Raw genomic sequence first — 12,233 nt, 5'->3', positions numbered from 1 at the left:
CGCCCCCCCGGCCTTGACGATGCACAGCCATCCGGCGTCGTCGCGGAGAGCCCCATGACAAAGCTGATCTGCCTTTTGTTGGTCGCGGCAGGCCTTGTGAGCGGCTGCGTCTATGCTGGGGACGGCCATCCGCGCGGCGGCTACGGCAACAATTTCTGCCCGCCCGGACAGGCCAAGAAGGGCAATTGCTGACCAGCTGTGATCAGGCCCGCTTTCGCCCCTGCCGGATCACGTCGAGCACCACCTGCGCCGCCCGGTCGCCCGGCACGGCGCCGTCCGGCAGCAGCATCATTCGCGCCACCTCGTCGTAGGCCGCGCGCTGGGCGGCAGCGGCCGCCGGATCGGTCAGGAGCGTGCTGATCGCGGCCGCTAGCTTCTCCGGCGTGCAGTTCTCCTGCAGCAGCTCCGGCACCGCCGGGCGGTCCAGCATGATGTTGACCAGATTGGCGTATTTGGTCGTGAGCATGCGGCGCACGACGAAGGCCGAGACCGGGTTGACGCGATAGGCGATCACGCTCGGCACCCGGGCCAGGCCCAGCTCCAGCGCCACTGTGCCGGAGGCGGCGAGAGCCGCGTCACTGGCGGCGAAGGCATCGTATTTCTCGGTATCGCCTTCGATCATGATCGGCGCGCCGGGCCAGGACGCGACCGCCTCGCGCACCGGCGCCGCCACCGTGTCGACCGTCGGCACGGCCACGCGCAGCCCCGGATGCCGGGACGCCAACGCCCGCACCGTCTCGCCGAACACCGGCAGCAGCCGCTGGATCTCGCCGCGCCGGCTGCCGGGCAGCACGGTCAGCAGCTTGGCCTCCGGCGCGATGCCGTGCGCCTGGCGGAAGCGATCGCCGTCGCCCTGCCCCGCCGCGGTCTCGATGATCGGGTGGCCGACATAGGTGGTGGCCAGCCCCTCGCGCTCGAACCAGGGCGGCTCGAAGGGCAACTGCACCATCAGATGGTCGACCAGCCTGGCCAGCTTGCGCGCCCGGCCCGGCCGCCAGGCCCAGACCTTGGGGGCGACGAAATGCACGATCGGGAAGCTACGGCCGGCCAGCCGCGCCGCGACCCGGGCGTTGAAGGCCAGGCCGTCGATCGAGACCAGCGCGTCCGGCTTCGCCGCCAGCGCCGCCTCGGCGGTGCGGCGGATCCGGTCGAACAGCCGCGGCAGCTGCGGCACCAGCTCGACCGCGCCCATCACCGCGATGTCGGCCAGCGGGAACAGGCTGTGCAGCCCTTCCGCCGCCATCCGGGCGCCGCCGACGCCGCTGAAGCGCACGCCGTCGCCGCAACGCCGCTTCAGCGCCGCCATCAGGCTGGCGCCCATCAGGTCGCCGGACGGCTCGGTCGCCACCAGGAAGATGTGCAGTGCCGTCACTCGCCCTCCGCCAAGCAGAGCACGAACACGCCGTGCCGGTCGGCCGCCTGCCGCACCGCCTCGGCGTCGATGATCATGGCGCCGCCGGCCTCGACAACGATGCCGCGCAGCCCCGCGGCGGCGGCGAGCTCGACCGTGGTGACGCCGATCGTCGGCGGGTCCAGCCGGATGTCCTGCTGCGGCTTCTTGGCCTTGACCAGAACGCCGCCGGGGCCCGGCCGGGCCAGCGGGCCGCAGCGGCGCAGCATCGCGTCGGTGCCCTCCGCCGCCTCGACCGCCAGGACATAGCCATGCTGCACCACCGCACCCTGGCCGATGTCGAGCCGGCCGATCTCGCGCGCGATCTCGCGCGCCTTGGCGATGTCGGCCCGGGCCAGCTCGTCCGGCGTCGTCCGGGTCAGCAGGCCGGGCTTGGCCAGGAAGTCGTCGATCACCTCGTGCAGGGCGACGAGGCGGAAGCCTTCCTCCTGCAGCACCCGGCGCAGTGCGGTCAGCAGCGCATCGTCGCCGAGCGAGGAGAAGCCGATGCGGGTCAGGATCCGCACCGCCTTGAAGTCGGGCATCAGCTCGAACAGGCTTGGCCGGCGGATGTTGCCGGCCGGGCACAGCGTGTGGGCGCCCTGGCGCTTCAGCTCGTCGATCCAGCGGCCGGCGGCGCCCAGCCGGGTCCAGAAATGCGGCACCTGCCCACCTTCGACCAGGGCCGGGTCGGTCATGCCGCGGAAGGCGACGACGACGAAGTCCCGCCCGCCCTGGCGGCATGCCTCGACCAGCCGCCCGGGCAGCGGCCCGGCGGCGGCGAGGATGCCGAGCTTACCCGGCATGCCGTCGGCGGTCCGGCTGCATCACGTTGCGGCCGGAATCGGCGTCGATGAAGGCGAGGATGCGCTGCACCACCTCGTTGTCGCCGAACTTCTGCCGCGTCGCCTCGATGCGTTCGGAGAACTGCGCCTCGCCGTCGAACAGCGTGCGGTAGGCGGCCAGCAGCGACTGGATCTGCGGCTTTTTGAAGCCGCGGCGCTTCAGCCCGACCAGGTTCAGCCCGTTCAGCGTCGCGGTCTCGCCGATCGCCAGGCCGAACGGAATGATGTCGTTGCGCACCGGCGTCATGCCGCCGACGAAGCTGTGGGCGCCCAGCCGGAGGTGCTGGTGGATGGCGCTGTTGCCGCCGATGATGACATGGTCCTCGATCGTCACATGCCCGGCCAGCACGGCGTTGTTGGCCATGATGATGTGGCTGCCGAGGATGCAGTCATGGGCGACATGCGTGTTCACCATGAACATGCAGTTGTCGCCGACCACGGTCTTCATCTTGTCGCCGCGCGTGCCCGGATTCATGGTCACGTGCTCGCGGATCACGTTGTTGGCGCCGATGACCAGCTGCGATTTCTCGCCGGAGAACTTCAGGTCCTGGGGCGGCAGGCCGAGCGAGACGAAGGGGAACACCTTCGTCTTCGGCCCGATGCTGGTGCGGCCGGCGACCACGACATGCGAGATCAGCTCGACCTCGTCGCCCAGCTCGACATCGGGGCCGACGGTGCAGAACGGACCGATCTTGACGCCGGCCCCGAGCTTCGCCGCGGGGTCGACCAGGGCCATCGGATGAATGGTGGAAGAACTCATAGATCATCCATGATCATGGCGGCGAACTCCGCCTGCGCCACCAGCACGTCGTCGACCTTCACCTCGCTGGAGAACTTCCAGACGTTGCGGCGATGCTGCAGCTTCTTGACATGGACCCGCAGGCTGTCGCCCGGCGTCACCGGCCGGCGGAAGCGGGCGTTGTCGACGGTCATGAAGTAGACCAGCTTGCCCTTGGCGTCCTCGCCCAGCGTCGCGACCACCAGCACGGCCGCGGTCTGGGCCATGGATTCGACGATCATCACGCCCGGCATCACCGGATAGCGCGGGAAGTGGCCCTGGAAGAAGCCCTCGTTGATGGTGACGTTCTTGATCCCGGTGCAACTCACGTCCGGCACCACATCGATCACCCGATCCACCAGGATCATCGGATAGCGATGCGGGATCATCTCCATGATCTTGAGGATGTCCAGCTGCGACATGTTCTTCTTGTCGCCGGCGGCTCCGTCCATCTCAGTCGCCCTTCCCTTCGGCTAGACGCGCTAGCATGACCTGCTGCCGGAAAAACTGCCGCTTCGGGATCGCGGGCGCGCCCACCACCTCAGCACCGGGGTCGACGTCGCGCATCACCCCCGCATTCGCGGCGATCTTCGCCCCCGCACCGATGGTGAGATGGCCCGCGACACCAGCCTTGGCAGCCAGAACGGCGAAATCGCCCAACTTGGTGCTCCCCGCCACGCCTGCCTGCGCGACGATGACGGCGCCTCGTCCGACCTGCACGTTGTGCCCGATCTGCACCAGATTATCAATCATCGCCCCCCGGCCGATCACCGTGTCCGGGCCGGCTCCGCGGTCGATGGTCGAATTGGCGCCGACCTCGACATCGTCCTCGATGACGACGCGGCCGAGCTGCGGCAGCCGGACATGGCCCTCGGCGTCCATGGCGAAGCCGAAGCCGTCCTGGCCGATACGGGCGCCGGGATAGATCGTGACCCGCGCCCCGACCAGGCAATGGCTCAGTGAGGCGCCCGCCCCGACGACGCTGCGCTCGCCCAGCACCACGCCGGCGCCGACCACGGCGTTCGGGCCGATCCGGCAGCCCGCGCCGATCTCGGCGGCGGCCTCGACCACGGCGCCCGGACCGATCTCCACCCCCTCGCCGATCGCCGCCGTCGGGTCGACCGTGGCGGAGGCGGCGATGCCGGGCCGCGCCACCGGCGCCGGGAAGAAGGCCTGGGCGATCAGCGCGTAGCCCTTATAGGGCTTTGGCGTCAGCAGCAGCGCCATGCCGGCCGGGGCCCGGTCGGCCAGGGCCGGCGCGATCACGCAGGCGCCGGCCTTGCTGGCGGCGAAGGCGTCGACATATTTGCGGTTGTCGAGGAAGCTGATGTCGTCCGGGCCGGCGGCGTCCAGCGGCGCGACGCTGGCGATCGGCCGGTCCGGGTCAGCCCCCGGCGCCAGGGTCGCGCCGGCGATCGCGGCGAGGCGACCAAGCGGGAACGGACCGGCGCTGCGAAAGAATCGCGGATCGGGCATGGGCGCACTCTCAGTTCACGGCTGGCGGGCAGCAGCGATCCCGCGCCGATCAACGAAAGCGGCGCCGGCCTTCGCCGGCGCCGCGGATAGTCGCGCGACCGCGGAAGCGGGCCGGCGCCGCACCAATCAGAATCTCGTGCCGAAGCTGATGTGGAGTTGCTCCTGCTTGTCGTAGTCCTGCTTGGCAAACGGATAGGCATAGTCGAGCCGGATCGGGCCGAAGGGCGAGGCCCAGGACACGCCCATGCCGGCCGAGGCGCGCAGCGCCGCGTCGTCGACGATGCCGGGGCCGCTCTCATCCGCTCCCCACAGGCTACCGAAATCGGTGAAGGCGTGGCCCTGCAGGGCGAATTCGCTGGGCAGGCCGAGCGGAAAACTGAGCTCGACCGAGCCGAGGGCGAAGTTCTTGCCGCCCAGCGCGTCCTTGTCGTCGGAGCTGAGGTCGCGGGGACCGAGGCCGCCGGTCCGGAAGCCGCGGAACGAGTTGCCGCCCAGGAAGAAGCGATCGTTGATCCGGACGTCCTCGCCCAGGCCGATGATGTTGCCGATCTGGCCGCCGATGTTCAGCACCATGGAATCCGTGACCGGATAGTACCAGTCGGCGCTGAGCTGGGTCTTGAAGTAGTGCACGTCACCGCCGAGGCCGGCGATTTCGTTGGACAGCGTGATCCGGTAGCCGTCGGTCGGGTTGATGCGGCTGTCCAGCCGATCATAGCTCAGGGTCTGCTGCACCGCGGAGGACAGGGTGTTGCCCTCCTGCTCCTTGATGAAGCGCGAGGCATCGTCCTCGACATCCGAGATCTGGCGGTAGTTCAGGCGGTAGCGCAGGGTCTGCCGCAGATTCTCGCTCAGCGGATAGCCCATGCGCAGGGCGAAACCGGTGTTGGTCTCATCGTAGGAGCTGAAGCTCTGGTTGTCGCGCGTGGTGCGGAACAGGTCGAAGCCCGCCGCGAGGTTGCGGCCGAGGAAATACGGCTCGGTGAAGCTCAGGTCGATCTGCGAGGACACGCCGCTGAGCGAGGTCGACAGCCGCAGGTCCTGGCCGCGGCCGAGCAGGTTGCGTTCGCGGATGGTGACGTCGCCAAGCGGGCCGTCGCTTGTCGAGTAGCCGACGCCGAGCTGCACTTCACCGGTCGACTGTTCGGTCACCGCGGCCTGGACCACCGTCTGGTCCGGCGCCGAGCCCTGGATCGGCTTGATGTCGACCTTGCTGAAGAAGCCGAGATTACGGATGTTGGTCTCGGACTTCTTGAGCCGGGAGGCGTTGAACGGGTCGCCCTCGGCCAGCTCGAACTCGCGGCGGATCACCTCGTCGGCGGTGCGGACGTTGCCGCTGATGTCGATCCGCTCGACAAAGACGCGCGGGCCTTCCGAGATCTCGTAGGTGATCGCGATCAGGTGCTCGTCGCGGTTGCGCTGCACCGACGGCTGAATGTCGACGAAGGCGTATTGCCGGTCGCCGAGATAGGTGGTCAGCGCCTGGATCGAATCCTCGACCGACTTGCTGGAATACCAATCGCCCTCATCGCTGACGATGACGGTCTTCAGCTCCTCCGGGGTCACGCCCGGCAGGGCGCTGTTGACGTCGATCTTGCCGAACTTGTAGCGCTCGCCCTCATCGACCGTGAAGGTGATGAAGAAACCCTCGCCATCCGGCGCCAGCTCCGACACCGCCGAGACCACGCGGAAATCGGCATAGCCGCGGTTCAGGTAATAGCGGCGCAGCATCTCCTGGTCGACAGCCAGGCGGTCGGGGTCATAGGTGTCGTTGGAGGCGAGGATGTTCCACCACTCGGTCTCCTTGGTCAGGATCTCGTCGCGCAGCTCGCTGTTGGAGAAGGCGCGGTTGCCGACGAAATTGATGCGCTCGATCTTGGCGAGGTCACCCTCGCGGATCTCGAACACCAGGTTCACGCGGTTCTGGTCGAGCTTGATGATCTTCGGCTCGACCGCCACGGCGAAGCGGCCGCTGCGGCGGTACAGCTGCTGGATGCGGTCGGCGTCGCTCTGCGCCTTGGTCCGGGTGTAGACCTGCCGCGGGCGTTCCTCGATCTCGGCCGTCAGCTTGGTGTCGTCGAAGCGGTCGTTCCCCTCGAACGCGATCTCGTTGATGATCGGATTCTCTTCGACCGTCACCACCAGGCTCGATCCCTCGCGCCGGATCTGGACATTGGCGAACAGGCCGGTGGCGAACAGGCTCTTGACGGATTCGTCCACGCCGCGGTCGCTGTAGTCGTCGCCCGGCTTGAGCGCCATGTAGGAGATCACGGTCGCGGGCTCGATGCGCTGCGACCCCTCGACCTTGACGTCGGCGATGGTTCCGGCACCGCGGGTCTGCGCCGGCGCCGTCATCGGCGCCGTACTAAGAGCGACAGCCGCCACGGCCGCGAGCCAGAGTCGGGAGGTCACGGTCGACATCGGTTTCTGCTTTCCCCTCAAACTCACACCCATCCCCTCACGCCCGATCGATCGACCGAATGCGAGAGGCTTGACGAACGACCGCCGCCCCCACTTCAGCGGCTGCGGATCGCGGCGAGTCACAACCGCCGTGATCCGGTAACACGTCCCGGCTCAGGACACCAAGCCTTTGAAAAAGGCCACTACCTTGAGTTGGACCAGGTCGTTCCAGGTCGCGAAGAGCATCAGGGTTAATACCAAAGCGAGCCCAAGGCGGAAACCGTATTCTTGGGCACGCGCGCCGAGCGGCCGGCCGCGGATCGCCTCGATCGCGCAGAACAGCAGGTGGCCGCCGTCCAGCATCGGGATCGGCACCAGGTTGATCAGGCCGAGATTGATCGACAGGATCGCCATGAACCAGAGCAGCGCCACGATGCCGACCTGGTAGACCTCGCCGGACATCTGGGCGATCCGGAGCGGGCCGCCAAGATCCTCGGTACCGCGCTGGCCCGACACCATTTCGCCGAGCGCCGAGGCGGTCATCGATACGATCGCCCAGCTCTCGCTGACCGACATCCGGGCCGCCTCGACCACGCCATAGGGGCCGGTGTCGGCGGCGATGCCGAGGCGCCAGATGGTGGCGCTGCCGCCATCGTTCGTCTCCACCGTCTCCTGCCGCGGCGTCAGGTCGAAGCTCAGCGCCTCGCCGTTGCGGTCGATGCCGAGCGCGACCGCCTTGCCGCCCCCGGCGCGGACCGCGACGCCGAGCTCGGCGAAGCGGTCGACCGCGGTGCCGTCGATGCTGGTGATCCGGTCCCCCGACCGGATCCCGGCCTCGGCCGCGGCACCGCCCGCCGAGACGTCGCCCACCACCGCCGGCGGGAAGGGATGGCCGCCGACCAGGAACAGGAAGAACAGGGCGATGATCGAGAACAGGAAGTTCGCGATCGGTCCCGCGGCGGCGATCGCGGCGCGCTGGCCGACCGGCTTGTGATGGAACGACACCGAGCGCTGGTCTTCGGTCATGCCGTCCAGCGCCGCCGTCGCGGGGGACGACGCCGCGTCGGCGTCGCCGAACATCTTCACATAGCCGCCGAGCGGCACGATGCTGAATTTCCAGCGGGTGCCGTGCCGGTCGTTGAAGCCGAACAGCTCCGGCCCGAAGCCGATCGAGAAGGTCTCGACCCGCACCCCGTTGCGGCGGGCGACCCAGTAATGGCCGAACTCGTGCACGAAGACGAGAACGGTCAGCACGACCAGGAACGGGATCAGATAGGTGAACAGCGTCATACGTACCTCTCGGCCAGAGGGCCTATGTGGGCCCGCTCGCCCGCGATTTCAAAGCGCAGCGGCGTGCCGTCGCGCCGCGGCGTCGATTGCGAACATCTCGTCCAGAGTCGCCACAGCTTGTGCCGGAATCATGGCAAGGGTGCCCTCGACGATCCGCTCGATGTCGAGGAAGCCGATCCGCCCCTCCAGGAACGCCGCTACGGCCACCTCGTTGGCGGCATTCAGCACGGTCGCGGCTGAGCCACCTTGCCGCAGGCATTCCCGGGTCAGCCGCAACGCCGGGAACCGCTCCGGATCCGGTTCCTGGAAGTCGAGCCGGGCGATCTTGGCCAGGTCCAGCGCGGCGCAGGGCGTCTCCATCCGCTCGGGCCAGGCCAGGGTGTAGGCGATCGGCACCCGCATGTCGGGCACGCCGAGCTGGGCCAGCACCGAGCCGTCGGCATAGTCGACCAGGCTGTGGATCACCGATTGCGGATGGACCACGATCTCGATCTTGTCCTCCGGCATGGCGAAGAGATGCGACGCCTCGATCAGCTCGAGCCCCTTGTTCATCAGGGTGGCGCTGTCGACCGAGATCTTGGCACCCATGCTCCAGTTCGGATGGGCGACGGCCTGGGCCGGCGTCGCGGCCGCCATCTGGTCGCGCGTCCATTCCCGGAACGGCCCGCCGGAGGCAGTCAGGATCAGCCGCCGCACCTTCGCGCCGGGCTGCAACACCTGGAAGATGGCGTTGTGCTCGCTGTCGACCGGCAGCAGCGTGGCGCCGTGCCGCCGCACCTCGGCCATCATCAGCTCGCCGGCGCAGACCAGGCACTCCTTGTTGGCGAAGGCGACCATCGCGCCGCGCCGGATCGCGGTCAGGATCGGCTGCAGCCCGGCGGCGCCGACGATGGCGCCCATCACCCATTCGGCAGGCAACGCCGCCGCCGCCACCACCGCCCCGGCGCCGCCAGCCGCCTCGATGCCGCTGCCGGACAGGGCCGCCTTCAGCGCCGGATAGGCCGCCTCATCCGCCACCGCGGCGTAGCGGGCACCGAGTTGCCGGGCGATCGCCGCCAGCCGCTCCGCATCCTTGTTGGCGGTCACCGCCTCGACCGTGAAGCGCTCCGGCGACCGGCCGATCAGGTCGACGGTGCTGGCGCCGACCGAGCCGGTGGCGCCGAGGATGGTGACGGAGCGCGGGGCGTCCGCGGACGGGGCCGAGATCATCTGAACGATGCATCCAAAAGGGCTGTGAACAAGGTAAAGACCGGCGCCGCGGCCAGCAGGCCGTCGATCCGGTCGAGCACGCCGCCATGGCCGGGAATCAGGTTGCCGCTGTCCTTGACCCCGTAATGGCGCTTGACCGCGGATTCGGCGAGATCGCCGGCCTGGGCCAGCAGGGCGAGCGCGGCGGCGGCAGGTACGGCCAGGACCGCCGCGCCGGCGCGATGCAGCACCGCGATCGCGGCGGCGCCGGCCACGGCCGCCAGTCCGGCCCCGCCGATCAGCCCGGCCCAGGTCTTCTTCGGGCTCAGCCGCGGCGCCAGCTTCGGCCCGCCGATCCAGCGGCCGAAGATGTAGCCGCCGATATCCGTGGCCCAGACCACCAGCAGCAGCCACAGCACCGGCTGCCAGCCGTCCTGGCGCAGATGCAGCAGCGCGACCACGGTCAGGCCGAGATAAGGCAGGCCCAGCGCCGGCATCCGGCCGGGCGTACCGAGGCGCAGATTGACCACGACGTCGAAGGCCACCGTTGCCGCGGCCAGCACGACCAGGCCGACGACGGCGCCGGCGCAGCCCGTGGCGATGGTCACGGCAAGGATGGCGATGCCGGCCAGGAGCCGGACCCAGCCGGGCGGCGGCCGCCGCAGCACCAGCCGCAGCCATTCGTCGACCCCGAGCATGCCGAGCAGCGCGACGACGACCGCGAATTCCCATTGGCCGACATAGACGGCGGCGAGGATCAGCGGTCCGAGAACGAGGCTGGAGACGATCCGCAGCGAGAGGTTGCTGCGCCTGACCTGGGGGCTATTGGCCACCGACAGCGCCATAGCGACGTTCCCGCCGCCGGAACTCGGCGAGGGCGGCCTCGAGATCGGCATGGCCGAAATCCGGCCACAGCGTGTCGATGAAGATCAGCTCGGCATAGGCCGCCTGCCACAGCAGGAAGTTGCTGATCCGCTGCTCGCCGCTGGTGCGGATGATCAGGTCTGGGTCGGGCAGGTCGGCGGTGAACAGGCGGCCGGCGAACAGCCCCTCGTCGATCGCCTCCGGCGACAGGGCGCCCGAGGCGACCTCGCGTGCCACCCGGCGCGCCGCCTCGGTGATCTCCTGCCGGGCGCCGTAGCTGAGCGCAACGGTGAGGTTCAGCCGGGTGTTGCCCTGGGTCAGCGTCTCGCTCTCGGCCAGCAGGTCGACGATGTCCGGCGCCAGCCGGTCGCGGTCGCCGATGAAGCGCAGCCGCACGCCCTTCTTGTGCAGGGCCTTGAGCTCACCGCGCAGGAAGAAGCGCAGCAGCTTCATCAGCTCGCCGACCTCGAGGATCGGCCGGCGCCAGTTCTCGGTCGAGAAGCCGAACAGCGTCAGATAGCCGACGCCGAGCTCGATCGACGCGTCGATCGTCCGCTGCACGGCGTCGATGCCCTTGCGATGGCCCAGCGTGCGCGGCAGGCCGCGGCCGGTCGCCCAGCGACCGTTGCCATCCATGATGATCGCGACATGGAGCGCGGGCTGGTCCTCGGCCTTGGGGGCGAAACGGTGCATCCCGGTGCTCAGACCTGAAGGATCTCTTTTTCCTTCTGCGCCGCCACGTCGTCGATCTCGCGGATACGGCTGTCGGTCAGAGCCTGGATCTTGTCGGCCAAGCGCTTGTGCTCGTCCTCGGAGATCTCGTGGTCCTTCTCGGCGCGCTTCAGCGAGTCCATCCCGTCACGGCGGACGTTGCGCACCGCGACGCGGGCGGCCTCAGCATATTTGCCGGCGACCTTGGTCAGCTCACGCCGGCGCTCCTCGCTCAGCTCCGGCAGCGGCACGCGCACGGTCTGGCCCTCGGTCTGCGGGTTCAGGCCCAGGCCGGAATCGCGGATCGCCTTCTCCACCGACTTGACCGCGCTGCGGTCCCAGACCGTGACGGTCAGCATGCGCGGCTCGGGCACGCCGATGGTGCCGACCTGGTTCAGCGGCATCTGGGCGCCGTAGACGTCGACCGTGATCGGCTCGAGCAGGCTGATGCTGGCGCGGCCGGTGCGGAGACCGGCCAGATCCTTGCGCAGGGACTCCAGAGCACCCGCCATGCGGCGGGAGATGTCGTCGAGATCGGCTTTGGCCACGCTCAGCCCTCCTCGGTCACGATGGTGTAGCGCCCCTGCCCCGCGACCACCTCCGCAAACGCGCCATGCTCGTTGATGGAGAAGACCAGGATCGGGATCTTGTTTTCACGGGCCAGCGAGATCGCCGCATGATCCATGACGCGGAGATCTTTCGCCAGCACATCCATGTAGGTCAAGCGATCGAAACGCTTGGCCCCTTCGACCTTGAGCGGGTCGGCGTCGTAGACGCCATCGACCTGCTTGCCCATGAGCAAGGCGTCGCAGCCCATCTCCGAGGCCCGCAGCGCGGCGCCGGTGTCGGTGGTGAAGAACGGGTTGCCGGTGCCTCCGACGAAGATGACGACGCGGCCCTTCTCCATGTGCCGGATCGCCCGGCGCCGGATATAGGGCTCGCACACGGTCTGCATCGGGATGGCCGAGACCACGCGGGTGTGCAGGCCCTTGTGCTCGCAGGCGCTCTGCAGCGCCAGGCCGTTCATCACCGTGGCCAGCATGCCCATGTAGTCGGCGGTCGCCCGCTCGATGCCGGAGGCGGCGCCGCTGATGCCGCGGAAGATGTTGCCGCCGCCGACCACCATGCAGATCTCGACGCCGAGGGAATGGACCTGGGCGACATCATCGGCGATGCGCTCCACCATCTTCGGGTCGATGCCGTAATCCCGGTCGCCCATCAGGGCCTCCCCGGAAATCTTCAACAGCACCCGTCGATACTGGGCCGCTTTCGCCATGTCGCTCCACTCCCTCAG

Annotated in this window: 13 protein-coding genes; 1 reads left to right on the top strand and 12 read right to left on the bottom strand. The window is 68.9% G+C overall.

The genetic code is table 11. The features are described 5' to 3' along the window. The first annotated feature begins 54 nt into the window (after nt 1-54). Nucleotides 55-192 (top strand): hypothetical protein, encoded by a 138-nt coding sequence (locus QFZ27_RS24750; RefSeq protein WP_186002474.1) that lies wholly within the window; start codon nt 55-57, stop codon nt 190-192. A 10-nt stretch (nt 193-202) separates the two neighbouring features. On the opposite strand, the gene lpxB is transcribed toward QFZ27_RS24750, so the two are convergent. From lpxB to pyrH, 12 genes are all read right to left on the bottom strand, one after another. After that, nucleotides 203-1,372: a lipid-A-disaccharide synthase gene (gene lpxB / locus QFZ27_RS24745; RefSeq protein WP_429229123.1), complete on the bottom strand. Its 1,170-nt coding sequence runs from the start codon at nt 1,370-1,372 to the stop codon at nt 203-205. Beyond that, entirely contained in the window at nt 1,369-2,196 is an 828-nt protein-coding gene (locus QFZ27_RS24740; protein ID WP_429229122.1) for an LpxI family protein, read from the bottom strand. Before QFZ27_RS24740 ends, lpxB begins: the two co-directional genes overlap by 4 nt. Continuing rightward, nucleotides 2,186-2,995: an acyl-ACP--UDP-N-acetylglucosamine O-acyltransferase gene (lpxA, locus tag QFZ27_RS24735; protein WP_429229121.1), complete on the bottom strand. Its 810-nt coding sequence runs from the start codon at nt 2,993-2,995 to the stop codon at nt 2,186-2,188. Before lpxA ends, QFZ27_RS24740 begins: the two co-directional genes overlap by 11 nt. Then, entirely contained in the window at nt 2,992-3,465 is a 474-nt protein-coding gene (fabZ, locus tag QFZ27_RS24730; protein ID WP_342241296.1) for a 3-hydroxyacyl-ACP dehydratase FabZ, read from the bottom strand. Before fabZ ends, lpxA begins: the two co-directional genes overlap by 4 nt. 1 nt (nt 3,466) lies before the next feature. Next, nucleotides 3,467-4,489 carry a UDP-3-O-(3-hydroxymyristoyl)glucosamine N-acyltransferase gene (gene lpxD / locus QFZ27_RS24725; protein WP_429229120.1) on the bottom strand — a complete coding sequence of 341 codons (1,023 nt, stop codon included), beginning with the start codon at nt 4,487-4,489 and terminating at the stop codon, nt 3,467-3,469. 126 nt (nt 4,490-4,615) lie between these two features. Beyond that, on the bottom strand, nt 4,616-6,907 hold the full coding sequence (gene bamA, locus QFZ27_RS24720; RefSeq protein WP_429229119.1) for an outer membrane protein assembly factor BamA: 2,292 nt from the start codon (nt 6,905-6,907) through the stop codon (nt 4,616-4,618). 153 nt (nt 6,908-7,060) lie between these two features. Then, nucleotides 7,061-8,176: an RIP metalloprotease RseP gene (rseP, locus tag QFZ27_RS24715; protein WP_429229118.1), complete on the bottom strand. Its 1,116-nt coding sequence runs from the start codon at nt 8,174-8,176 to the stop codon at nt 7,061-7,063. A gap of 48 nt (nt 8,177-8,224) precedes the next feature. Continuing rightward, nucleotides 8,225-9,385: a 1-deoxy-D-xylulose-5-phosphate reductoisomerase gene (locus QFZ27_RS24710; protein ID WP_429229117.1), complete on the bottom strand. Its 1,161-nt coding sequence runs from the start codon at nt 9,383-9,385 to the stop codon at nt 8,225-8,227. Continuing rightward, the gene (locus QFZ27_RS24705; RefSeq protein WP_429229116.1) at nt 9,382-10,209 is read right to left on the bottom strand and encodes a phosphatidate cytidylyltransferase; all 828 of its coding nucleotides are present in this window, start codon (nt 10,207-10,209) and stop codon (nt 9,382-9,384) included. Before QFZ27_RS24705 ends, QFZ27_RS24710 begins: the two co-directional genes overlap by 4 nt. Further along, the gene (locus QFZ27_RS24700) at nt 10,187-10,921 is read right to left on the bottom strand and encodes an isoprenyl transferase (protein ID WP_429229115.1); all 735 of its coding nucleotides are present in this window, start codon (nt 10,919-10,921) and stop codon (nt 10,187-10,189) included. The genes QFZ27_RS24705 and QFZ27_RS24700 overlap by 23 nt, the downstream gene beginning before the upstream one ends. An 8-nt stretch (nt 10,922-10,929) precedes the next feature. Then, nucleotides 10,930-11,451 carry a ribosome recycling factor gene (gene frr, locus QFZ27_RS24695; RefSeq protein WP_429232491.1) on the bottom strand — a complete coding sequence of 174 codons (522 nt, stop codon included), beginning with the start codon at nt 11,449-11,451 and terminating at the stop codon, nt 10,930-10,932. A 38-nt stretch (nt 11,452-11,489) separates the two neighbouring features. Beyond that, nucleotides 11,490-12,215: a UMP kinase gene (pyrH, locus tag QFZ27_RS24690; RefSeq protein ID WP_429229114.1), complete on the bottom strand. Its 726-nt coding sequence runs from the start codon at nt 12,213-12,215 to the stop codon at nt 11,490-11,492. Between the last annotated feature and the right edge of the window lie 18 nt (nt 12,216-12,233).

Source organism: Inquilinus ginsengisoli (genome assembly GCF_050434925.1).
GTDB classification, from domain to species: Bacteria; Pseudomonadota; Alphaproteobacteria; order DSM-16000; family Inquilinaceae; genus Inquilinus; species Inquilinus ginsengisoli_B.
This window is presented reverse-complemented; position numbering and strand designations above follow the sequence as displayed.